This window comes from Pseudomonas sp. NPDC090752 (assembly GCF_055584805.1).
Window position 1 is genome coordinate 79765 of record NZ_JBVJLI010000001.1, and the last position, 21580, is coordinate 101344.

The 21580-nt window shown below is 60.7% G+C and carries 18 protein-coding genes, 1 other RNA gene and 2 pseudogenes; 10 read left to right on the forward strand and 11 right to left on the reverse strand.

Annotated features, from left to right (window positions below; translation table 11 throughout):
* The first annotated feature begins 82 nt into the window (after positions 1 to 82).
* From ligA to ACZ6YA_RS00410, 5 genes and pseudogenes are all read left to right on the forward strand, one after another.
* A complete protein-coding gene (gene ligA, locus ACZ6YA_RS00390) occupies positions 83 to 2413 on the forward strand; it encodes an NAD-dependent DNA ligase LigA (protein WP_465894721.1) in 2331 nt (776 codons plus the stop codon).
* Between the two features lie 176 nt (positions 2414 to 2589).
* An RNA gene (ffs, locus tag ACZ6YA_RS00395) (signal recognition particle sRNA small type) lies at positions 2590 to 2686 on the forward strand.
* 270 nt (positions 2687 to 2956) lie between these two features.
* On the forward strand, positions 2957 to 4039 hold the full coding sequence (locus tag ACZ6YA_RS00400) for a type I restriction endonuclease (protein ID WP_465894723.1): 1083 nt from the start codon (positions 2957 to 2959) through the stop codon (positions 4037 to 4039).
* 166 nt (positions 4040 to 4205) lie between these two features.
* Positions 4206 to 4298: pseudogene (locus ACZ6YA_RS00405) on the forward strand (transposase); the annotation flags it as partial.
* Positions 4299 to 4320: 22 nt separating this feature from the next.
* Positions 4321 to 4431 (forward strand): annotated as a pseudogene (locus ACZ6YA_RS00410) (transposase domain-containing protein); the annotation flags it as partial.
* A 23-nt stretch (positions 4432 to 4454) separates the two neighbouring features.
* Here the strand turns inward: ACZ6YA_RS00410 and ACZ6YA_RS00415 are convergent.
* Both ACZ6YA_RS00415 and ACZ6YA_RS00420 read right to left on the reverse strand, forming a co-directional pair.
* Positions 4455 to 5063 carry a GAD-like domain-containing protein gene (locus ACZ6YA_RS00415; RefSeq protein WP_465894724.1) on the reverse strand — a complete coding sequence of 203 codons (609 nt, stop codon included), beginning with the start codon at positions 5061 to 5063 and terminating at the stop codon, positions 4455 to 4457.
* Positions 5064 to 5074: 11 nt separating this feature from the next.
* Positions 5075 to 6415 (reverse strand): DUF6861 domain-containing protein, encoded by a 1341-nt coding sequence (locus ACZ6YA_RS00420; protein ID WP_465894725.1) that lies wholly within the window; start codon positions 6413 to 6415, stop codon positions 5075 to 5077.
* 1009 nt (positions 6416 to 7424) lie between these two features.
* Between ACZ6YA_RS00420 and ACZ6YA_RS00425 the strand changes: the two genes are divergently transcribed.
* Positions 7425 to 7712 (forward strand): hypothetical protein, encoded by a 288-nt coding sequence (locus tag ACZ6YA_RS00425; RefSeq protein ID WP_465894726.1) that lies wholly within the window; start codon positions 7425 to 7427, stop codon positions 7710 to 7712.
* Between the two features lie 313 nt (positions 7713 to 8025).
* On the opposite strand, the gene ACZ6YA_RS00430 is transcribed toward ACZ6YA_RS00425, so the two are convergent.
* Positions 8026 to 8793, reverse strand: coding sequence for a substrate-binding periplasmic protein (locus ACZ6YA_RS00430; protein WP_465894727.1), 768 nt, complete (start codon positions 8791 to 8793; stop codon positions 8026 to 8028).
* A 125-nt stretch (positions 8794 to 8918) separates the two neighbouring features.
* Here ACZ6YA_RS00430 and dnaX point away from each other — a divergent pair, with 125 nt between their 5' ends.
* Both dnaX and ACZ6YA_RS00440 read left to right on the forward strand, forming a co-directional pair.
* Positions 8919 to 10952, forward strand: coding sequence for a DNA polymerase III subunit gamma/tau (dnaX, locus tag ACZ6YA_RS00435; RefSeq protein ID WP_465894728.1), 2034 nt, complete (start codon positions 8919 to 8921; stop codon positions 10950 to 10952).
* A 63-nt stretch (positions 10953 to 11015) separates the two neighbouring features.
* Positions 11016 to 11351 (forward strand): YbaB/EbfC family nucleoid-associated protein, encoded by a 336-nt coding sequence (locus ACZ6YA_RS00440; protein WP_008093501.1) that lies wholly within the window; start codon positions 11016 to 11018, stop codon positions 11349 to 11351.
* A 78-nt stretch (positions 11352 to 11429) separates the two neighbouring features.
* Here the strand turns inward: ACZ6YA_RS00440 and proC are convergent, their stop codons facing one another.
* A complete protein-coding gene (gene proC / locus ACZ6YA_RS00445; RefSeq protein WP_465894729.1) occupies positions 11430 to 12224 on the reverse strand; it encodes a pyrroline-5-carboxylate reductase in 795 nt (264 codons plus the stop codon).
* 347 nt (positions 12225 to 12571) lie between these two features.
* On the opposite strand from proC, the gene ACZ6YA_RS00450 reads away from it, so the two are divergent.
* Together ACZ6YA_RS00450 and recR are read left to right on the forward strand one after the other, a co-directional pair.
* Positions 12572 to 13885, forward strand: a complete 1314-nt coding sequence (locus ACZ6YA_RS00450; protein ID WP_465894730.1) for an MFS transporter — start codon at positions 12572 to 12574, stop codon at positions 13883 to 13885.
* A 56-nt stretch (positions 13886 to 13941) separates the two neighbouring features.
* The gene (gene recR / locus ACZ6YA_RS00455; protein WP_400803610.1) at positions 13942 to 14544 is read left to right on the forward strand and encodes a recombination mediator RecR; all 603 of its coding nucleotides are present in this window, start codon (positions 13942 to 13944) and stop codon (positions 14542 to 14544) included.
* 142 nt (positions 14545 to 14686) lie between these two features.
* Here recR and ACZ6YA_RS00460 read toward each other — a convergent pair whose 3' ends face one another.
* The 7 genes from ACZ6YA_RS00460 to ACZ6YA_RS00490 form a co-directional block, all read right to left on the reverse strand.
* Positions 14687 to 15235, reverse strand: coding sequence for an adenine phosphoribosyltransferase (locus ACZ6YA_RS00460; RefSeq protein WP_003254303.1), 549 nt, complete (start codon positions 15233 to 15235; stop codon positions 14687 to 14689).
* Positions 15236 to 15291: 56 nt separating this feature from the next.
* Entirely contained in the window at positions 15292 to 16026 is a 735-nt protein-coding gene (gene fnrA / locus ACZ6YA_RS00465) for a Crp/Fnr family transcriptional regulator FnrA (protein WP_465894733.1), read from the reverse strand.
* Between the two features lie 187 nt (positions 16027 to 16213).
* Positions 16214 to 17596, reverse strand: coding sequence for an oxygen-independent coproporphyrinogen III oxidase (gene hemN / locus ACZ6YA_RS00470; RefSeq protein WP_465894734.1), 1383 nt, complete (start codon positions 17594 to 17596; stop codon positions 16214 to 16216).
* A gap of 95 nt (positions 17597 to 17691) precedes the next feature.
* Positions 17692 to 18375 carry a sulfite exporter TauE/SafE family protein gene (locus ACZ6YA_RS00475; RefSeq protein WP_465894735.1) on the reverse strand — a complete coding sequence of 228 codons (684 nt, stop codon included), beginning with the start codon at positions 18373 to 18375 and terminating at the stop codon, positions 17692 to 17694.
* Entirely contained in the window at positions 18368 to 18580 is a 213-nt protein-coding gene (ccoS, locus tag ACZ6YA_RS00480; protein ID WP_400803600.1) for a cbb3-type cytochrome oxidase assembly protein CcoS, read from the reverse strand. Before ccoS ends, ACZ6YA_RS00475 begins: the two co-directional genes overlap by 8 nt.
* 13 nt (positions 18581 to 18593) lie before the next feature.
* Positions 18594 to 21038 (reverse strand): heavy metal translocating P-type ATPase, encoded by a 2445-nt coding sequence (locus tag ACZ6YA_RS00485; RefSeq protein WP_465894736.1) that lies wholly within the window; start codon positions 21036 to 21038, stop codon positions 18594 to 18596.
* A complete protein-coding gene (locus tag ACZ6YA_RS00490) occupies positions 21035 to 21565 on the reverse strand; it encodes a FixH family protein (protein ID WP_465894738.1) in 531 nt (176 codons plus the stop codon). The genes ACZ6YA_RS00485 and ACZ6YA_RS00490 overlap by 4 nt, the downstream gene beginning before the upstream one ends.
* Positions 21566 to 21580: the final 15 nt, after the last annotated feature.

The window sequence follows — 21580 nt, forward strand, 5'->3', positions numbered from 1 at the left end:
CCATGCCCTGGTCTTGCTCGCTTCGTTTCAAGCGCAAGAGCAGCCTAGGGCTGCTCTTTTGCTTTGCAAGAGAACCTGAAGAATGAACGCCGAATCCCGAATCCACGCCCTGCGCGCCGAGCTTGATCAGCACAATTATCGTTACTACGTGCTCGACGAGCCCAGCGTGCCAGACGCCGAGTACGACCGCCTGTTCAACGAGCTCAAGGCCCTCGAAGCCGAGCACCCGCATCTGATAACGCCTGACTCGCCGACCCAACGTGTCGGCGGTGCCGCTCTGGCCGCGTTCAGCCAGGTGCGCCACGAAGTGCCCATGCTCAGCCTGGGTAACGCCTTCGAGGAAGCCGACCTGCGGGAATTTGGCCGCCGTGTCGTGGATGGCCTGGACCAGCCGGGTGCAGTCGATTTCAGTTGCGAGCCCAAGCTCGATGGCTTGGCGGTAAGCCTGCTGTATCGTGATGGGCAATTGGTGCAGGGCGCAACCCGTGGCGATGGCACCACGGGCGAAGACATCAGCGCCAACGTGCGCACCGTGCGCAACATTCCGCTCAAGCTGCAGGGCGAAGGCTGGCCGGCGGTGCTAGAAGTGCGAGGCGAAGTGTTCATGAGCAAGGCCGGTTTCGACCGCCTCAACGCCGCCCAATCCGAGGCCGGTGGCAAGACCTTCGCCAATCCGCGCAACGCCGCAGCCGGGAGCCTGCGCCAGCTGGACTCGAAGATCACCGCCAGCCGCCCGCTGGAGTTCTGCTGCTACGGCGTGGGGCAGGTCTCGGCCAGCATCGGCGACAGCCACATCGGCATCCTCGAACAGCTCAAGGCGTGGGGCCTGCCGATCAGCCGTGAGCTGCGCCATGCCGCTGGCATTGAAGAATGCCTGGCCTACTACCGCGACATTGGTGAGCGGCGCAACAGCCTGCCGTATGAGATCGATGGCGTGGTGTTCAAGGTCAACAGCCTGGCGTCCCAGCGTGAATTGGGCTTCCGCGCTCGCGAACCGCGCTGGGCCATCGCCCACAAATTCCCAGCCATGGAAGAGCTCACCGAGGTGCTGGATGTTGAATTCCAGGTTGGTCGCACCGGTGCAGTAACGCCTGTGGCACGCCTGAAGCCGGTCAAGGTGGCCGGTGTGATTGTGTCCAATGCCACGCTGCACAACATGGACGAAATCGCCCGCCTGGGCCTGCGCATTGGTGACACGGTGATCATCCGCCGTGCCGGTGACGTGATCCCGCAGGTCATGCAGGTGGTACTCGAACGGCGTCCTGAAAATGCCCGCCCGGTTCAGGTGCCCACAGAGTGCCCGGTATGTGGCTCGCAGGTCGAGCGTACCCAGTTGGTCAAGCGCAGCAAGGGCAAGGAAACCACCAGCGAAGGTGCAGTGTACCGCTGCGTCGGTCGCCTCGCCTGCGGTGCCCAGCTCAAGCAGGCGATCATTCACTATGTGTCGCGCCGCGCCATGGATATCGATGGCCTGGGCGAGAAGAGCGTCGAGCAGTTGGTGGACGAAGGCCTGATCGGATCGCCGGCCGACCTGTACAAGCTGGAATTCGACCAGATCGTCGGCCTCGAAGGCTTTGCCGAAGTTTCCAGCAAGAAGCTGCTGGATGCCATTGAGGCCAGCAAGCGCCCGAGCCTGGCGCGCTTCATCTATGCATTGGGCATCCCGGACGTGGGTGAGGAAACCGCCAAGGTCTTGGCCCGCTCGTTGGGCAGCCTGGCGCGGGTACAGCAAGCATTGCCGCAGGTGCTGACCTATCTGCCGGACATCGGGCTGGAAGTGGCGTACGAAATCCACAACTTCTTCGAAGACGAGCACAACCAGAAGGTCATCGAGCAATTGCTGGCCAGTGGCATGCAGTTGCAGGATGAAGGTGAGCTGGCCGCCGAGTTCGCGGCGAGCACCACCCTGGCCGGGATGATCGCCAAGCTTGATATCCCCTCGGTGGGGCCAACGGGTGCGGAAAAGCTGGTGGCCAAACTCGACAACCTGGACAAGATCATCGCCGCTGACGGTATCGACTTGCGCCAGGCCCTGGCGGCCAAGCAGGCTGACGCCGTGCGCGAGTTCTTCAAGGACGAAGCCAATCAGCAACTGGCGCGTGATATCGAAGCGCAGTTGCTGGCCTTCGGCATGCACTGGAACAGCGAGAAGAAAGTCGCGGAAGGTTTGCCGCTGGCTGGCCAGACCTGGGTGCTGACCGGCACGCTGGGGCGCATGAGCCGCGACATCGCCAAGGAGAAGCTGGAAAGCCTCGGTGCCAAGGTGGCGGGTTCGGTTTCCGGCAAGACGCATTGCGTTGTAGCTGGGCCAGGCGCCGGCTCCAAGCTGGCCAAGGCCAGCGAGCTGGGTGTGAAGGTGCTGGATGAAGATGCGTTCGTCGTGTTCCTGAGCGAGCAGGGCATCTCCGTCTGATCGCTGAAACACCCCCTGTGGGAGCGGGCTTGCCCCGCGAAGAGGCCGAGGCAGCCCTTCCAATCTGGACAAGTCATTGAGAAATGATGACTTTTTCTACCGCAGAGGTTGTAACTTCGCCCCAGACCGGTACAATGGCGCGGCTCGCTGCTTGGCGAGCCGCGTAGTGGTGGCCCCATCGGTCCCCCCGCATTGATTACCCGTTAACCTGGTCAGGCCCGGAAGGGAGCAGCCATAGCGGGAACATCGAGTGCCGGGGTGTGGCTGGTGGGGCCGCCTCCATTCTATAAGTCCTTAATTCTAAAGGGCTTTTCTCGCTAAAATTTCGAAGTGGACCAGTGCCGTAGTGCACCTAAGTGGTGCACTGTGCTGAGCATTTTAGCTTCGTCATCTCGTCTCTCCAATCCCTTCTCATTACGCCAATCTCGGCACCGCCCTGTCATCCGCTCATGTGGCGGTTTGTCCTTGTCCCTCGCTGTGATTTGCAATTGCCAGTACGGTAGCTGTGCTACTAGGATGTGGCATCTGAGCGAGGAGCAAGAGATGGAATTCTTAGAGCGACTGAACGCATTATCAGCCAAGATCCGCCAGCAGGGCCCTGCTATCCAGACAGAAGAGGCGACCAAGATCGCCTTTGTCATGCCCTTCATCAACTCCGTCTTGGGTTATGACGTCTTTGACCCTTCGGAGGTGACACCCGAGTACGTCTGCGACGTGGGAACGAAGAAGGGTGAGAAGATCGACTACGCCATCATGAAGAACGGCGAGATTCAGATCCTGATCGAGTGCAAGAAGATCGGTGAGCCACTGCATATCAATCACGCGAGCCAGCTCTTCCGCTATTTCCACGTCACCACTGCCCGTATCTCGATCCTCACCAACGGCCAGGTCTACCGGTTTTTCACCGACCTCGATGCCCCTAACAAGATGGATGAGAAGCCGTTCTTGGAGCTGGACCTTCTCGATCTGGACGAGCACGCCCTCCCTGAACTTCAGAAGCTAACCAAGTCTGCGTTCGATGTGGACTCGATTATCAGTGCGGCTGGTGAGCTGAAGTACGTTGGCCAGATCAAGAAAGAGATGGCTTCGCAGTTCAGCCAGCCTAGTGACGAGTTTGTGAAGTTCTTCGCTACTCGGGTCTACGACGGGATCATTACCCAGAAGGTGAGAGAGCAGTTCACTACCTTGACTAGGAAGGCGGCAATTCAATTCCTAGGAGATCAGATCAACGACAGGCTGAAATCGGCTATGAGCGGTGCGGTCGAGCCGTCTTATGCGATGATGGCCGTTCAAGCGGCAACGGCCCCTGAGTCTGCTGAGGAAGCCGACGATGACCGTATCCAGACCACCCTTGAGGAGCTTGAAGGCTTCCATATCGTCAAGGCAATTGTGCGGGCGGTCGTGGATGCAAAGCGGATCGTTCATCGTGATACCCAAAGTTACTTCGGGATTCTGTTGGACGATAACAATCGTAAGCCGATTTGCCGCCTTCACTTCAATCGCAGCCAGAAGTACATAGGTATCTTCGATGCTGAGAAGAACGAGACGCGTCATCCGATTGGGTCTGTGGATGATATTTACGGATTTGCAGAACAGCTGAAAGGGACTATTTCGCTGTACGAATAGTTTGCCGATGTGTAAGCGTCCGGCGAACTCACCTTCCGAACTCCAGCTTTAAGGGCGATGGTGTCCGCGTATTTTAAGCGGACGCGATCACCCTTATCGCCAGGATTCCCATGCGCCAACGAAGCTCTTATCCGAAACCATTCAAAGCCCAAGTCGTTCAGAATGCCTGCAACCTGGCGCAACCGTGTCCAGTGTCGCCATCAGCCACGGCATCAATGCCAACGTCATCCGCAAATGGATGCCGCTCTATCGAGATCAGCCCGCAGCAACTTCACTCCCAGCTGAGTGGGCACGATCCGTACGCCTACCTCAAAGACGTTTTGATGCGGCTGCCGACGCAGCGGGTCAGTGAAATCGATCAATTGCTGCCGCATAAGTGGCAACTAGCTTAGATACTTCAGGCGGCAAGCATGCCTTAAAAACTATATGGCTCAAGCTCTGCGAGCTGAGACAGCAGAATTAAATGCTCCACTGCTTTTAGTCTATCAACATGATCAAGGGATGCCGACCCACCAAGCATTAACGCTGGAACAAAACCATACATCTCATCATGGCAAAGAGTGCCGAGCTTTTTTCTTGCCGTCTTGAACAAATCTTCCACATCGTTAGAGTCCACTTTTCTGGACACGATAAAGTCTTGAAGCTTACGATCCATTTGCTCGGGGGTGGGTTCAAAGTCATGAATTACGCATCGCGAAAAGACGCTGGTTATCTTCAGTGAAAATCCCGTTTTCTCGCCCCATAGATAGAGATCGCCGAACGCTCCACGGGCAATCAGGTGGTAAGTGTCGCGTTTTTCAAATTCCGTTCCTTCAAGCCACGAAGCCACCACCCCTTCGTATTCTTGCGGGTTCACTATCCAAAAAATTCCATCACCGTATCCGCACCAGCCGTGCTCAGCCCAATATTCCAAAAGCTGATTGGGTAGTTTACCCCTATAACGCTCGATACTCGAAGCTGGCACTTCCTGACGATCAACCGGGCCACCAAACTTTTCTAGGAATCTAGCAAATACTTTGTCCACGGATGCCTCCTTCAGCACTTGTGTAATTTCACGTTGAGGAAAGTTGAATCCCGCAAGGATTCAGGTACCTTCTCAGCAGCTGCTTTAAGGTTTTGAATTTTTGGTCTCCACTGAGGCCCAATGCTGGAGTTAACCTGTCGGTCACCGAAGTCGCCAATGATATCCTTGCCACCAGCACTCAGATCGGGGTTGTGCAGCCCAGCAAGGTTTGCCATCGTTTCCTTGGCTTTTTTAATTGCAGCTTCCTCTGCTTCGAGTACATCCAAGTCTGGAAAATCATTCAGAAAACGCTCTTCCAATTGATCTTGTAGATCCTTGCGTGCCTTTTTAGCAGCCGCAGGGCTTCGTTTCACGGGATTAGCAATATTCTTCAAATACTCATCAACAGTAAGTCGATTTAACCCGTTCTCTTGCCCCTGCAACTGCCGCTCGAACTCGCCAATTTTGGAGGCAGGCATTTTATCTGCCTTGAAGCATTCAACCTCATGCAGCGGCATGGTGTTCGACTTACCCTTGGCGGGCTCTTTGTCTCTTCTCTCTGAGTGGTTTGGAGGTGACTTCTGGCTCGCCAGCGGCCCTCTGAGCGGCTCCGCCTTTTGCAGGTCAGGTCTGCGCTTCAACGCATCTTCATGCTCGACCATCCACTGGCCAATTCTTGCCCCTTTTGGACTGGCACGCATCTCTAATGCTAGCCTGCCAGCGTTACCTCTACCACGAGTCAAGTATTCGACAATGGCGCCCAGTAACAGAATGACGACTTCAACGTGGCCTAGCGCGATGTTATGGGCAGCGCTTCGAATTGCTAGGGGATCATCCTGGCTGAATGGGGTTAAACCATCATCACCTCGTGTTCCTTCCCATGCAGTTTTAATTCCTGTCAGATAATAACTGCCAATGCGCGGCAAGCCTTCGACGAAAAATTCTGCAATAGACTGCAGGCCAAGTATCCCCAGTATCCAGCTGCTAGCCTGCAAACCCATTGCAGCTCCCGCAGCCCCCATCGGAACAGCGCCAGCACCTCCAAAGAATGTACCCACACCGGCGCCGATAGCACCTCCGGTCAAGGTGCTACCAGCGACGATCATTGCCATCTGCGTGACAACATCGATGAGGTCTTTGAGGATGCTGGAAATGTCGAGATCGGCGAAACGTTGGCGAAGTAGGTCACTCGCTTGCCACTCAGCCTGATGAAACGCAGAGCGGATGCTTGCAACGCGGCGGATATTGAGGCTCAGGGAAGGGACAGGTTCACCCCAGTGGTTCCGATATCGGGCACCACTTTGATAGCCCATTTCCCGCCTTATCCGATCTTCAATCTGCTGCCACGACGGCACAATATGCCATAAAAACACCCGATGTCTCCCTGACAATTTGAATGCTTGAGGGGGCAATAGCCCGCTTTCTGGTCTGGATAGGATACTGGCAAACGGTATAGCGACATCGCCTAGAAGGGTACCTTAAGGATGTGCTGACGCAAAAGGCCGATGAGATCGTTAACTTTTCCGCATCGGGAGGTGGATGGCAAGTTTACGCAAGATGTGTTCTACGTACGGTTACCACACATCGCACGTCGCGTCTGAAGGTCTGCTAAAGGGTGCTCGCTTAGGTAGTGGTGCAGCCTTTGAGCCAGCGATGTAGCAACGAACAGGGCGCTCTGACGATGCCGAATGTTCAGGCTCAAACGCAAAGTGTTATACCTCGGAAAGAGGCGCTTTGGCAGTTTGAGATTCGGGTAGTAGAGCGCCCCGCGCTTGATGATGTAGGCCATGGGTGTGACACCAAAGTGTTACAGCAAAGTGTGACAGTGCTAGCTACACCCCAAGTTTTGAGCACCCATGCTGGGTGCGCGTACGGCTAAAACTCTGGCTGCCTCATCAGCCTGAAACCCTTGCCCCAATAAGGCCCGCATTAATTACTGAGCATGCTTGCATGCCACATGGTAAGGCCCGGAAGGGAGCAGCCATAGCGGGAACATCGAGTGCCGGGGTGTGGCTGGTGGGGCCGCCTCCATTTCTGGGGTCGGAAAATCTATCCGCCTCGTGCCAAACGGCCTGCTCAATTCTCGGAATTCTCCTGCTCCAAAATGAAGGGTTGGTGAATTATCCTACGCAGCCTGTCGACACCCGTCTGATTGTTCCTGGAAACCTCGCTCTATAGGCTTTTGCGGTCGCTGTCGGTTCAGCGATCGGGTGTGGAAGCCTGGGTTGGGTAACGTTGGGCGGTTGTCGTTTATGGCAGCTGTGCGCGGGAGGTATTCGTACCTGCCGGGTGTCCCACGTGCCTGGTCTTCCACTCCGTGTACAGCTGCCACCCCTCATGCGTGGAAGCAGAAGGGCGCAGCTCAGATAACGTGGAGCTGTCATGAAAAAAATTGTTCCTGATCCACCCCACACTTTTGAACTCCCTCCAGGTAAATCCCTCTCCCGCGCCATCAGCGAAGGCATCGTGCCGATGGAATTCGTGTTGATGAATGTTTCGCATTATTTGATGTTCGCCTATAGCGACAGTCGGCGGGCGCTGGAGCGGATTGAGGATGAGGAGGCGCGGCAGCAGCTGGAGCATGGGTTGCGCGCGATGCAGATCGCCTGGGGGCAGGCGGATGCGGTGGCGATGGCGGTTGAGCGGGGGCTGCGGGTTAGATTGCGTTAGGGCTGGCAGGTGCTTGTCTTGAGGGTTTTTTCGTTCTTGAGATCGAGCGCCGCCCGCGCGGCGCATCGCGAGCAACGCTCGCTCCCACGTTTGTTTCCGGACAGTTATGTCAGTGACAGGCGCGCGCGACCGCCTTGTTTGTATGACTCGGTACCGCGTCGGGCACCAAGGCGGCCGCGCACAAATCCCACAGACATAATTGGCCAGAAACAAACGTGGGAGCGAGCGTTGCTCGCGATGCGCCGCGCGGACGGCGCTCGATCTGATGAACGACATCACCATCAAGGCGATCAGCTCCAAGGTCCACCCCCATTCAAGGCCGAACCCCCAAAACCTCCCCCGAATAAACCGCCGCCCCATACCGCCGCGTAATCCGCTCGATCTCCCCCGATTCCTTCATCCTCACCAGCGCCCGCAACACCCCCTGCGTCGGCAGCGCCGGATCATCCCTCACCATGCACCCCAGCGCCTGCTCTTCCAGCACCGCCAGCGCCTGCAAATGCTGTTCGGCCGGCAACCGCCGGTTGAACCACTGCAACGACAGCTCATTGCTCACCGCATGCCGATAACGCCCTATCTGCAGCTTCTGCAGCGCCAATTCCTGGCTACGGCTGTCCTCACGGTGCAACTGCCCGCGGGCGAACAGCGGTTCCAGCGTGGCGTAGGTGTACCCCAGCACCGTACCAAGCGCCTGCTGCGACAATTGCTCCGGCCCAATGGCATCCCTGTCGCCCGGTCGCCCCACCAGCACATCGCGCTGCTGAAACAACGGTATGCTCCAGACAAAATGCCCCGGCCGATCATTGAACCATTGCGTGCTCACATAGCAGCGCACATCGATATCACCCTCGTCCATCGCCTGTTTCAGGCGCAGGCGGGCCATGACGTGGTACTCGGGGCGGGCGTCGGCTTCGCGGGCGATGGCTTGCATCAGGTCGAACATCAGCCCTTCGACCGGCTGCTCACCTTCGACGCGCACCAACGGCATGCTCCAGCTCTCGGCCACCGAGAAGCGCAGCACGGGCTGTTCTGCCAGGCTGTGGGCACTCCACAGCAGCAACAAGGCCAGCATTCTTCGCAAGGCACATCCTCCCTGAACAACGTGCGCCAGTAACTTAGCGTAGACGAACCATGCAGGGTGCAATTTTGGCCCCGCTCCGCTAGCATTAGCGATCTTCCGCTGGATCAGGCTGCGATGGTTTTTCGATGAGTTATCAGGTTCTTGCACGTAAATGGCGTCCGCGCTCGTTCCGCGAAATGGTCGGCCAGGCCCATGTGCTCAAGGCCTTGATCAATGCCCTGGACAACCAGCGGCTGCACCATGCCTACCTGTTTACAGGTACCCGTGGCGTGGGCAAGACCACCATTGCGCGCATCATCGCCAAATGCCTGAACTGCGAAACCGGCATCACCTCCACGCCGTGTGGCACCTGCTCGGTTTGCAGGGAGATCGATGAAGGCCGCTTCGTCGACCTGATCGAGATCGACGCCGCCAGCCGCACCAAGGTCGAAGATACCCGCGAACTGCTCGACAACGTGCAGTACGCGCCGAGCCGTGGGCGCTTCAAGGTCTACCTGATCGACGAAGTGCACATGCTCTCCACTCACTCGTTCAACGCCTTGCTCAAGACGTTGGAAGAGCCGCCGCCCTACGTCAAGTTCATCCTCGCCACCACTGACCCGCAGAAGCTGCCAGCCACCATCCTGTCGCGCTGCCTGCAGTTCTCGCTGAAGAACATGAGCCCGGAGCGCGTGGTTGAGCACTTGAGCCACGTGCTTGCGGCCGAGAACGTGCCGTTCGAGCCGGACGCCCTGTGGCTGCTGGGCCGCGCTGCCGATGGTTCGATGCGTGACGCCATGAGCCTGACCGACCAGGCCATCGCCTTTGGCGAAGGCAAGGTGTTGGCCGCCGATGTGCGTGCGATGCTCGGCAGCCTCGATCACGGCCAGGTTTATGGCGTGCTGCAAGCGCTGCTGGAGGGGGATGCGCGGGCACTGCTGGAAGCGGTGCGCAATCTCGCCGAGCAGGGGCCGGACTGGAGTGGCGTGCTGGCCGAAATGCTCAATGTGCTGCACCGCGTGGCCATCGCCCAGGCCCTGCCGGAAGCGGTGGACAACGGCCAGGGTGATCGCGAGCGGGTGTTGGCGCTGGCCGCTGCGTTACCGGCCGAGGATGTGCAGTTCTACTACCAGATGGGTTTGATCGGCCGTCGCGATCTGCCTTTGGCGCCGGACCCGCGCGGTGGCTTCGAAATGGTCCTGTTGCGCATGCTGGCGTTCCGCCCGGCCGACAGCGACGATGCGCCAAAACCGGTACTAAAGCCGGTGGGGATCAGCCAGGCCACAGCTGATCCTGCAACCCCGGTGGCAGCGCCGGCGGAGGCTGTCGAGGCGCCAACCGTCGTTGCCGTGGCGCCTACAGCTGTGGTCGAGGCAGCGCCTGCGCCGCAAGTAATCGTCGAGCCTGAGCCTGAGCCTGCAGCCGTGGTGGAGGTCATCGACCTGCCCTGGGAAGAGCCTGCTGCCAAGCCTGCAGCGGTGGCTGTTGAGCCAGAGCGGGAGTCAGAACCAGAACCAGAACCTGAGCCGGAATCTGCGCCTGCAGCCGCCAAGCCGCAAAATGTCGCGCCGGGCTACGACGAGCCGCCATTCGATCCGTCTGCCTACGCCTCGGCAGGCATGGAACGTGATGACGAGCCGCCGATGGATGAGGACTACTATGGCGGCGACAGCGACCCGGTTGGCTTCAGCTATCTGGATGAGTTGGTCGAGCATGTCCAGGAAGAGGCTCCCGTCGCCATCCCTGAGCCGCTACCCGCAGCCAAACCCGCCACGGGCCTGGCTCTGCAATGGCTGGAATTATTCCCACTGTTGCCTGTGTCCGGTATGACAGGCAACATCGCCGCAAACTGTACACTGATCGCTGCGGACGGTGACGACTGGCTGCTGCACCTGGACCCGGGCCAGGGTGCGCTGTTCAACGCTACCCAGCAGCGTCGCCTGAACGATGCGCTCAACCAGCACCTGGGCCGCACCCTGAACCTGCGCATCGAGCTGATCTTGCCTGAGCAGGAAACCCCGGCCCAGGCAGCGTCGCGCAAGCGTGCCGAGCGCCAGCAGGACGCCGTAACGTCGATCGAGCAGGATCCGTTGATCCAGCAGATGATCAAGCAGTTCGGTGCCACCGTGCGGCAGGATACTATTGAGCCTGTACAAGCCCTGGTCAGCCAGGGCCAGTAATCGACAACCATGCGGCCGGCCGTGTGCCGGGCCGCATCACACGACCCAATCGAGGTATACCCCATGATGAAAGGTGGCATGGCCGGCCTGATGAAGCAGGCCCAGCAGATGCAGGAAAAAATGGCCAAGATGCAGGAAGAGCTGGCCAACGCCGAAGTGACTGGCCAATCCGGTGGTGGCCTGGTCAGCGTGGTGATGACCGGTCGTCATGACGTCAAGCGCGTCAGCATCGATCAAAGCCTGATGTCGACCGACGAAGACGATAAGGAAGTGCTGGAAGACCTGATCGCTGCAGCACTGAACGACGCCGTGCGCAAGGTCGAGCAGAGCAGCCAGGAAAAAATGGGCGGCATGACTGCGGGCATGCAGCTGCCACCGGGCTTCAAGATGCCGTTCTAAGGCATTGCGCTCCGACAAGCCGCCGCTGGGTTCCAGGGCGGCTTTTTATTGATCAATTGATGTTGGAAGTGGCGGCAATCAAGCGCCTTCTGACAATTCCACCGATCGCCGGTGTGCAGCGCAAGTTGCTGACTTTACCAGTTCACGAAGTTGCTGCTGAGTTTCAAGTATCTCGATAGCCGCTGCTGTAGTGCCATTTGGCGAAGTGACGGCAACTCGCAGTTCGGTGAAATCGGCATGCGCTTGATGTTGCAATGTCGCTGCGCCAAATGCGGTTTGCGCTGCCAGGTTTCGCGCCAGTTCAGGTGCCAAGCCCAAGTTTATTCCGGCTTCAGCGAGTGCCTCGCTGAACAAGTGATAATACGCCGGCCCGCTGCCACTAATGGCGGTAACGGCATCCAGCTGTTTTTCTTGGTCCACCCAATAAGCTGCGCCGACTGCTTCGAACAATTGGCCAATGATGGCTCTGCGCGGCGTGTCCAGCTGCTCGGTCGCATACAGCCCGGTGCAACCCGCTCCCAACAGCGCTGGAGTATTAGGCATGGCCCGTACCACTGGGCTGCGTCCGCCGAGCGCACGGCTCAAGGTGCCTTGTGTGATGCCCGCCGCTACCGAGACCACCACGGCCCGCTCGCAGTGTCGATCACTCAGCCCGGCCAGTGCCTCGCTGGCGTAAGCCGGCTTCACTGCCAGGACAATCACGTCGAAGGCCTGGTCCGCAGGCAAATCCTCCAGCCGGCCATACCGGCCTGCCGCAGCATCAGGCGCAATCCCCGGATCGACGATGATCAGTTGCTCGACCTTCCCAGACGCAAGCCAGGCGTTGCCCAGCGCGCCACCCATGCGCCCATAACCAATAAAAAGCACGTTCATTGGATGCCCTCAGTGTTTGTTGTTGTGATGTTTTTAGATTAAGGGCATTACCGCTTTGGGTGCAACCAGGTGCAACTTTGAATGGATGAACAATAAAGATCAGCTCTTGTGACTCTGTGGTCATGTTGCACCATTTTGGTGAGTGCAGTTGTTTATCCTGTTTTAGCGGATCAAAAGAGGGCTTCTCCAAAATTTATCTGATTTATTTGATGGTTAATCGTTTAACTTAGGTTGCACCTTATTTCACGCTTTGAATAAGATCAGCTGGCAACGGTGCAACCCGGTTGCTCTCTTGCGCCTATTCACCTAGTGCTCGCCGACATAACATCAAAAAAACGGAGACTCGAATGACGCCATCCAGTGCAACCCCCTCTGCAATCCAGGGGCGTGGCCGAGCCTTGGTCGCCAGCCTCACTGGCAGTTCCATCGAATGGTTCGACTACTTCCTCTACGGCACCGCCGCCGCCCTGGTATTCAACAAGCTGTTCTTCCCCACCTTCGACCCGGTAGTCGGCCTGTTGCTGGCGTACTTGTCGTTTTCCCTGACGTTCTTCGTCCGGCCCATCGGTGGTGTACTGTTTGCCCACATCGGTGATCGCATCGGGCGCAAGAAAACCCTGGTCATCACCCTGTCGTTGATGGGTGGCGCAACGGTGCTGATCGGCTGTTTGCCCACCTATGAGCACATAGGTGTATGGGCACCGATCCTGCTGATCAGCTTGCGTGTAATTCAGGGCCTGGGCATTGGTGGCGAGTGGGGCGGCGCCTTGTTGCTGGCCTACGAGTACGCGCCGGCCAAGCGCAAGGGGCTGTTCGGCAGTGTGCCGCAGGTGGGGGTGACGGTGGGCATGCTCCTGGCGACCATGGCGGTGAGCCTGATGGCCATGCTGCCGGAAGACCAATTCATGAGCTGGGGCTGGCGTGTGCCGTTCGTGCTCAGCGCGGGCCTGGTGTTCCTCGGCTTGTGGATTCGCCATGGCTTGGATGAAACACCAGACTTCAAGAAAGCCAAGGAGACCGGCAACGTGGCCAAGATGCCGCTGGTCGAGACGTTGCGCGATCACTGGCGCGAAGTGTTGATCGCTGCTGGCTTGAAAGTGGTGGAGACAGCCCCGTTCTACATCTTCTCCACCTTCGTGGTCAGCTACGCAGTAACGACCTTGGGCTACAGCAAGGTCACCACCCTCAATGCGGTGATGATCGGTGCGGCAGTCGCCTCGCTGATGATTCCGTTGATGGGTTGGCTGTCGGACAAGGTGGGGCGCAAGGCGGTATATATTGCCGGCATCCTGCTGATTGCCGCCTTCATCGTGCCCTATTTCATGCTGCTCGACACCCGCACCACTTGGGGGCTGATGCTGGCCACGGTGATCGCCTTCGGTGTGCTGTGGGCGCCGGTCACCGCCGTGCTGGGCACCATGAGTTCGGAGATTTTCTCCACCCGTGTGCGCTATACCGGCATTACACTGGGTTACCAGCTGGGCGCCGCATTGGCTGGCGGTACCGCACCGCTCATCGCCACCTTCCTGCTCAGCCGCTACAACGGCAGCTGGCAGCCGGTCGCGTTGTATCTGCTGGGGACTGTGGCAATCTCCCTGGTGGCCGTGCTGGCAGTGCGTTCAGGCAAAGGTGAAATACCCGGCAAGCCAGCGTTGAATTGACGGCACAGGCACTGGTGGGTATAAACCGCCCCTTATTGATTTATCAGGCCATGACCATGAGCTTCAGCCCCCTCATCCGCCAACTGATCGACGCCCTGCGCACCCTGCCCGGTGTCGGCCAGAAAACCGCCCAGCGCATGGCCCTGCAGCTGCTGGAGCGTGACCGCAGCGGCGGCCTGCGCCTGGCGCAGGCGCTGACCCAGGCCATGGAAGGGGTTGGCCATTGCCGCCAGTGCCGCACCCTGACCGAGCAGGAACTGTGCCCGCAGTGCGCCGATACGCGCCGCGACGACACCCAGCTGTGCGTGGTGGAAGGCCCGATGGATGTGTATGCGGTGGAGCAGACGGGATACCGCGGTCGCTACTTCGTGCTCAAGGGGCATTTGTCGCCGCTCGATGGCCTGGGGCCTGAGGCGATTGGTGTGCCGCAGCTGATGGCACGGATCGAAGAGCAGGGCAGCTTTACCGAAGTGATCCTGGCGACCAACCCGACTGTGGAAGGCGAAGCGACGGCGCATTACATCGCCCAGTTGCTGGCCGAGAAGGGCTTGGTGGCTTCGCGGATTGCCCATGGTGTGCCGCTGGGCGGTGAGCTGGAGTTGGTTGATGGCGGCACCCTGGCGCATGCCTTTGCGGGGCGTAGGCCGATTTCGCTGTAAATCGGGGCCATGTGGGAGCGGCTTTAGCCGCGAAGCAGGCGACCCGTTGGATGGCACCGGCTTCGCCGGTGTTCGCGGCTAAAGCCGCTCCCACAGAGGCCTGCTGGCCTTGATGGGCTGCAAAGCAGCCCCAGAAAGCAACTCAGTATTCGCTCAGCGAGAACTCAGTCAGGCAGAACGTCGGCACGCCTGCTGCCTGCAATCGACGCGAACCATCCAGCTCTGGGAGGTCGATGATAGCCGCCGCCTCGAACACCTGCGCACCCGTACGACGCACCAGGTTGGCCGCAGCCAGCAAGGTGCCGCCGGTAGCAATCAGGTCATCGAAGATCAACACCGAATCGCCTTCACACAGGCTGTCGGCGTGCACTTCCAGGAAAGCTTCGCCGTACTCGGTCTGGTAACCCTCCGACAATACATCGGCCGGCAGTTTGCCTTGCTTGCGGAACAGGATCAGCGGTTTGTTCAGCTGGTGGGCGATGATCGAGCCGATCAGAAAACCCCGCGCGTCCATGGCGCCGATGTGGCTGAACTCAGCCTCCACATAGCGCTCGATGAACTGGTCAGCGACATAGCGCAGCCCGCGAGGCGACTGGAATAGCGGGGTGATGTCGCGAAAGATCACACCCGGTTTGGGGAAGTCCACTACCGGGCGGATCAGGGCTTTGAGGTCGAAGGCTTCGCTGTGCATGGGTGCAGATATCCTGGAAAAACGAATGCGCCAGTATACCTTTTTCAGCCTGGTTTTCAGGCCTCCATTGCACCACCGGCCAGCGCACACAGCTGGATCGGGTCAAGGATGTGCACTTCCTTGCCTTCGGCGCGGAGCAGGCCGTTCTGCTGGAAGCGGGTGAACACCCGCGACACGGTTTCCACCGCCAGGCCCAGGTAGTTGCCGATCTCGTTGCGCGACATGCTCAGGCGGAACTGGTTGGCCGAATAGCCGCGGGCGCGGAAGCGCGCGGACAGGTTGACCAGGAAGGTGGCGATGCGCTCGTCGGCGGTTTTCTTCGACAGCAGCAACATCATTTGCTGGTCGTCACGGATCTCTCGGCTCATCACCCGCATCAGTTGGCGGCGCAGCTGCGGCAGTTGCACCGACAGCTCGTCCAGGCGCTCGAAGGGGATTTCGCAGACCGAAGTGGTCTCCTGGGCTTGGGCCGAGACCGGGTAGGCTTCGGTGTCCATGCCGGACAACCCGACCAGCTCGCTGGGCAGGTGGAAGCCGGTGATCTGTTCTTCGCCGCTGTCGCTGAGGCTGAACGTCTTGAGGGCGCCGGAACGTACCGCGTAGACCGAGCCGAAATTGTCACCCTGACGGAACAGGAACTCGCCTTTTTTCAGCGGTCGTCCCCGTTTGACGATTTCATCCAGTGCGTCCATGTCTTCCAGGTTGAGCGAAAGAGGCAGGCACAGGGGGGCCAGGCTGCAGTCCTTGCAATGGGCCTGGTTGTGGGCGCGCAGTTTGACTGGCTCGGACATTTTGAATCGATCCTTGTGGGAAAGCACACATAAGTCGTAAGGGTAACCTACGGCATAGGGTGTAGGCCAGCGTGCGCTATTGTGGTGCGCCCTGGCCGAACCCCGGTTGCGTGATGCCGGGGGTACGTTCGTCCCAATCATGTGCCTGGCCAGGAAAGTTGTCCATGCGGTCAAACGACTCGCCTGGCTAGATAACGCGTGAGAAGCGCTGGCAGTTGTGCATCGTCAGGTAGGCGTCGAATACCATGCACACCGAGCGGGCCAGCAGGCGCCCGGCAGGCAGGATGCGGATGCCTTTGTCGTCGAGGCGGATCAAGCCGTCGCGTTGCATGGTCAATAGTTCGGGCCACAGGTCGTTGAAGTATCCGCGAAAATCGATGGTGAAGGCGTCTTCGATCGGCTCGAAGTCCAGCTCGAAGTGGCAGATCAGCTGCTGGATCACGGCCCGGCGCAGGCGGTCATCGTGGTTGCACACCAGGCCCCGCTGGGTCGCCAGCTGAGCGTTGGAGAGGGTGTCCTGATAGGCGTTGAGGTCGCTGCTGTTCTGGCAGTACAGGTCGCCGATCTGGCTGATCGCCGAGACGCCGAGGCCGATCAGGTCGCAATGTCCATGGGTGGTGTATCCCTGGAAGTTGCGTTGCAGGGTGCCTTCCTCCTGGGCCACGGCCAGCTCGTCGTCGGGCAGGGCGAAGTGGTCCATGCCGATATAGCGGTAGCCGGCGCAAGTGAGCTGTTCGATGGTGGTGTGGAGCATCTCCAGCTTGGCTGCCGGGGCCGGCAGGTCGTTGCTGTCGATGCGCCGTTGCGGCATGAAGCGCTCCGGCAGATGGGCATAGTTGAACACCGACAGGCGGTCAGGCTGCAGGCGGATCACTTCTTCGACGGTGCGCGCGAAACCTTCCGGGGTCTGCTTGGGCAGGCCGTAGATCAGGTCCAGGTTGACCGAGCGGAATTGCAGGGTGCGCGCTGCCTCGATCAAGGTGCGGGTCTGTTCCAGGCTCTGCAGGCGGTTGACCGCGCGCTGTACGGCTGGGTCCAGGTCTTGCACGCCGAGGCTGACGCGGTTGAAGCCCAGTTCGCGCAGCAGGCCCATGGTCGACCAGTCGGCCTCGCGTGGGTCGAGCTCGATGCCGTAGTCGCCGGAATCGTCATCCAGCAAGTTGAAGTGCTGGCGCAAGGTGGCCATTAGTTGGCGCAATTCCACATGGCTGAGGAAGGTCGGCGTACCACCGCCGAAATGCAGCTGTTCAACGGGTTGTTGAGGGTCCAGGTGGCAGGCGATCAGCTGGATCTCCTGCTCAATACGCTGCAGGTAAGGCGCGGCGCGGCCGCGGTCCTTGGTGATGACCTTGTTGCAGGCGCAGTAGTAGCAGATGTTGGCGCAGAACGGCACGTGGACGTACAGCGACAGCGGGCGCACGGCCCGGCGGCTTTCGCGCAGTGCGTGGAGCAGGTCGAATGAACCCACTTCGCTGTGCAGTTGCACGGCGGTGGGGTAGGAGGTGTAGCGCGGGCCGGCCAGATCGTAGCGGCGGATCAGGTCGGCATCCCAGCGTAGATCTTCGAGCATGTGGGCGGTCCCCGGAATGAGCAGCAATGCTCTGGAGTCTAGGGCTGTCCGTAGGGCGCTGTGTTGATTTGCATCAAGAGCTTTTGGGGCCGCTGTCAGTGCCCCATCAACCAATGTTGATGCGGCCCCGGCAAGGTCCAGATACCGAACAGAATCACCAGCAACCCGCCCGCCATCCGCACGCTACGCCGACGTAGCAGGCTGTTCACTCGCTCAGCCGCCAACCCGGTAGCCAACAACACCGGCCAGGTCCCCAGCCCAAACGCCAGCATCAGCGCCGCGCTGTACCCCGCATTCCCCTGGCTGGCCGCCCACAGCAAGGTGCTGTAAACCAACCCACACGGCAGCCACCCCCACAACGCACCCAGCAGCAGCGCACGGGGCACGCTGGACACCGGCAGCAACCGCGAGGCCAGCGGTTGAATATGCCGCCACAAGCCCCGGCCCAGCGCTTCGATCCGCGTCAGCCCGCTCCACCAGCCGGCCAGGTACAGCCCCATGGCAATCAGCAACAGCGCCGCCACCACCCGCAGTGCAAGCGCCGCCGGGCTGCTGGCCACGGCCCAGCCGGCCAGGCCGAGCAGCAGGCCAGCGCAGGCATAGCTGAGGATGCGCCCAAGGTTGTAGGCCAACAGCAACCGCGCACGTCGGCCGCGTTGTTCGGGTGGGATGGCCAGGGTCAGCGCGCCCATCAGGCCGCCGCACATGCCCAGGCAGTGGCCGCCACCGAGCAAACCGAGGACCAGCGCCGAGCCGAGCAGGGGCAGCAGGTCAGGCACGGGGGGTAGGGTCCTTGTCTTGCGGTTTGGCGTCTTCGGGTTTCACCGCCGCCTGGTGACGCGGGTCCTGATCATCGAACAGGATGCTGTGGGCAGGGCCTTCGAGGTCGTCGTACTGGCCGCTGTCCACCGCCCAGAAGAAGATGTAAACGGCCACGCCTACCAGCAGCAGGGCGGCCGGAATCATGACATAGAGGGCTGGCATGGGTGGCTCCTGATCAGGCGATGGCGGGTTGTGGGGGGCTGCTGGTAGTCGCAGCGCCCTTGAGCCGGGTCAGGCGCAAGGCGTTGAGGACCACGATCAGCGAACTGACCGACATGCCGACGGCGGCCCAAACCGGGGTGATCCAGCCGAGCGCGGCAAACGGCAGCATGAGGCCATTATACAGGGTCGCCCAAAGCAGGTTCTCGACGATGTTGCGGCGGGTGCGGCGGGCCAGGTCGAAGGCCTGGACCAGCGCCTGCAGGCGGTTGCTGAGCAGCACGGCGTCGGCGCTGGTCTTGGCCAGATCGGTGGCGCTGCCCATGGCGATGCTGATGTCGGCGGCGGCCAGCACCGGCACGTCATTGACCCCGTCGCCCAGCATCAGCACCTTGCGCCCGGCTGCTTGCAGCGCCTTGAGCCGGTCCAGCTTGTCGTCCGGGCGCAGGCCGCCGATGGCTTGGTCGATGCCCAGCTGCGCGGCCACTTCGGCAACCATCGGCGAGCTGTCGCCCGACAGCAGCAGGGTGCGCCAGCCACGGGCCTTGCAGGCCGCCAGCAGGCTGGGGGCGTCTTCGCGCAGACGGTCGTCCAGGCCGAACCAGGCCAGCGGGCCCTGGCGGTCCCCCAGCAACAGCCATTGGCCGCGAGGCTCCGGGACACCAGGGATTTCGGCGCCACTCAGGGCGCAGACGAAGGTCGCTTGGCCGATGCGCAGGCGTTGGCCTTCTACCAAGCCTTCCAGGCCTAGGCCTGGCACGGTTTGCACATCGTCCGCAGGCGCGGCGTTGCGGCCAAAGGCGCGGGCAATGGGGTGTTCGGAGCGGTTTTCCAAGGCGGCGGCCAAGGCCAGGCAGCGGTCGGCGGGGAGTGCGCCGAGTGGGCGGATGTTGCGCAGGGTCAGGCGGCCTTCGGTGAGCGTGCCGGTCTTGTCGAAAATTACCGTATCGATCTGGTTCAGGCCTTCAAGCACATGGCCGCGAGTCACCAGCAGGCCAAGTTTGTGCAAGGTGCCGGTGGCCGCTGTCAGTGCGGTCGGCGTGGCCAGCGACAGCGCGCAAGGGCAGGTCGCCACCAGCATGGCCAGGACGATCCAGAACGCCCGCGTCGGGTCCAGGTGCCACCACCACAGGCCGATTACCACGGCGGCCACCAGGGTGAACAGCAGGAACCACTGCGAGGCGCGGTCGGCGATCTCTGCCAGGCGGGGTTTTTCCGTCTGCGCGCGTTCCAGCAGGCGGACGATCGCCGATAGCCGCGAGTCGTGGCCGAGGGCTTCGACTTCGACGTTCAGGGTACTTTCGACGTTCAGGGTGCCTCCGGTGACCCGGTCGCCGACGCGTCGCGGCTGCGGCAGGTATTCCCCTGTCAGGAGCGACTCGTCGACACTGGAGCGGCCTTCGATAATGCGCCCGTCGGCGGGGATCACGGCACCGGGTAGCACTTGCAGCGTGTCGCCGCGCTGCAGTTCGCTGAGCAGGATGCGCTCGGTGCGGCCGATGGCGTCCAGGCGCAGGCACGAGGCTGGCAGCAGGTTGACCAGCTGCGCGGTGGCGGCCGCCGTGCGTTCACGGGCGCGGCGTTCGAGGTAGCGGCCGGTCAGCAGGAACAGCGCGAACATGCCCACGGTGTCGAAATACAGTTCGCCGCTGCCGGTGATGGCGGTCCAGATCCCGGCGCCGAAGGCCAGGGCGATGGCCAGCGAGACCGACACGTCCATGGTCAGGTGGTGGGTGCGCAGGTCGCGTGCGGCGCCTTTGAAGAACGGTGCGCAGCTGTAGAAGACGATGGGGATGGTCAGAAACAGCGCCACCCAACGCAGGATAGTGTGCAGCTCGGGCGACAGGTCGATGTTGAATTCCGGCCAGGTGGCCATGGTCGCCATCATTGCCTGGAACCACAGCAGCCCGGCCACGCCCAACCGGCGCAGGGCGCTGCGGTTTTCCTGGGCCAGTTGTTCGGCGGCCAGGTCGGGTTGGTACGGGTGCGCGGCGTAGCCGATCTGGCGCAGCTCGGCCAGCAGTCGGGAGAGCGGCAGCTGATGGTCTTGCCAGCTGAGCTGCAGACGGTGGTTGGACAGGTTGAGGCGTGCTTCGGCCACGCCCGGCACGTTACGCAGGTGCTTCTCGATCAGCCAGCCGCACGCGGCGCAGCTGATGCCCTCGACCAGCAAGGTGGCCTCTGCCAGCTCGCCGGCGTGGTGGACGAAGGTCTGCTGCACGTCGCTGCGGTCATAGAGGGCCAGCTCGTCCGGCACCTGCTTGGGCAGCGCTTCGGGGTTGGCGCTGCTGTCGCTGCGGTGTTGATAGTAATGCTCCAGGCCGCCGGCGACGATTGATTCGGCCACTGCCTGGCAACCCGGGCAACAGAATTGCCGCTGTTCACCGAGCACCACGGCAGTGAAGCGGCTGCCGGCAGGGACGGGCAGGGCGCAGTGGTAGCAGAGTGTTGGGTGACTCATTGCTGATGCTCGGCACCCTGCAGCGCTTCATCGCCCAGCTGCAAGGTCACGCCGTGCTCGACTTTCTCTTCCTCGAACAACCGCCACACATGCTCATCCTGGCTGCCCAGCAATTCGACGAAGCGTCGGCCATCAACCTTGTTATCCAGCTGGCCGACATACCGCCCGGGCTCGGCACGGCTGAGCAGCACCTTGCGGTCCTTGTCCGGCTGGGTCGGCGAGATCAGGTTCAGTTCGAGGTTCTGCGGGTCGCTGTTGCCGGTCAGGCGCACGTCCACTTCACCGGTGAGTTCGTCGAGGTGCACGCTGGCCTTGAGGTTCAGGGTCTGTGCCAGCAGTTCGCGGTCCAGCGAGCGGTTGATGCCCTTGCCGGCCTCGTAGTAGTTGTCGTTGACCAGGTTGTCCGGGTTGCGCACGGCGATGCTGACCATGGTCAGGCTCAGGCACACCGAGGTGGTGAGAATGCCGATGATGATCCAGGGCCAGAGGTGCTTGTACCAGGGGCTGGTGGCGGTGGCGGCAGGCATTGTGCAAATTCTCTC

What these genes read in the sequence shown, in the direction of transcription:
- ccoS (WP_400803600.1), bottom strand. Translation starts at nt 18,580, where the DNA reads ATGCCAGCCCTCTATGTCATGATTCCGGCCGCCCTGCTGCTGGTAGGC.
- ACZ6YA_RS00400 (WP_465894723.1), top strand. Translation starts at nt 2,957, where the DNA reads ATGGAATTCTTAGAGCGACTGAACGCATTATCAGCCAAGATCCGCCAG.
- ACZ6YA_RS00490 (WP_465894738.1), bottom strand. Translation starts at nt 21,565, where the DNA reads ATGCCTGCCGCCACCGCCACCAGCCCCTGGTACAAGCACCTCTGGCCC.
- proC (WP_465894729.1), bottom strand. Translation starts at nt 12,224, where the DNA reads ATGAACGTGCTTTTTATTGGTTATGGGCGCATGGGTGGCGCGCTGGGC.
- ACZ6YA_RS00450 (WP_465894730.1), top strand. Translation starts at nt 12,572, where the DNA reads ATGACGCCATCCAGTGCAACCCCCTCTGCAATCCAGGGGCGTGGCCGA.
- ligA (WP_465894721.1), top strand. Translation starts at nt 83, where the DNA reads ATGAACGCCGAATCCCGAATCCACGCCCTGCGCGCCGAGCTTGATCAG.
- hemN (WP_465894734.1), bottom strand. Translation starts at nt 17,596, where the DNA reads ATGCTCGAAGATCTACGCTGGGATGCCGACCTGATCCGCCGCTACGAT.
- recR (WP_400803610.1), top strand. Translation starts at nt 13,942, where the DNA reads ATGAGCTTCAGCCCCCTCATCCGCCAACTGATCGACGCCCTGCGCACC.
- dnaX (WP_465894728.1), top strand. Translation starts at nt 8,919, where the DNA reads ATGAGTTATCAGGTTCTTGCACGTAAATGGCGTCCGCGCTCGTTCCGC.
- ACZ6YA_RS00425 (WP_465894726.1), top strand. Translation starts at nt 7,425, where the DNA reads ATGAAAAAAATTGTTCCTGATCCACCCCACACTTTTGAACTCCCTCCA.
- fnrA (WP_465894733.1), bottom strand. Translation starts at nt 16,026, where the DNA reads ATGTCCGAGCCAGTCAAACTGCGCGCCCACAACCAGGCCCATTGCAAG.
- ACZ6YA_RS00460 (WP_003254303.1), bottom strand. Translation starts at nt 15,235, where the DNA reads ATGCACAGCGAAGCCTTCGACCTCAAAGCCCTGATCCGCCCGGTAGTG.
- ACZ6YA_RS00485 (WP_465894736.1), bottom strand. Translation starts at nt 21,038, where the DNA reads ATGAGTCACCCAACACTCTGCTACCACTGCGCCCTGCCCGTCCCTGCC.
- ACZ6YA_RS00440 (WP_008093501.1), top strand. Translation starts at nt 11,016, where the DNA reads ATGATGAAAGGTGGCATGGCCGGCCTGATGAAGCAGGCCCAGCAGATG.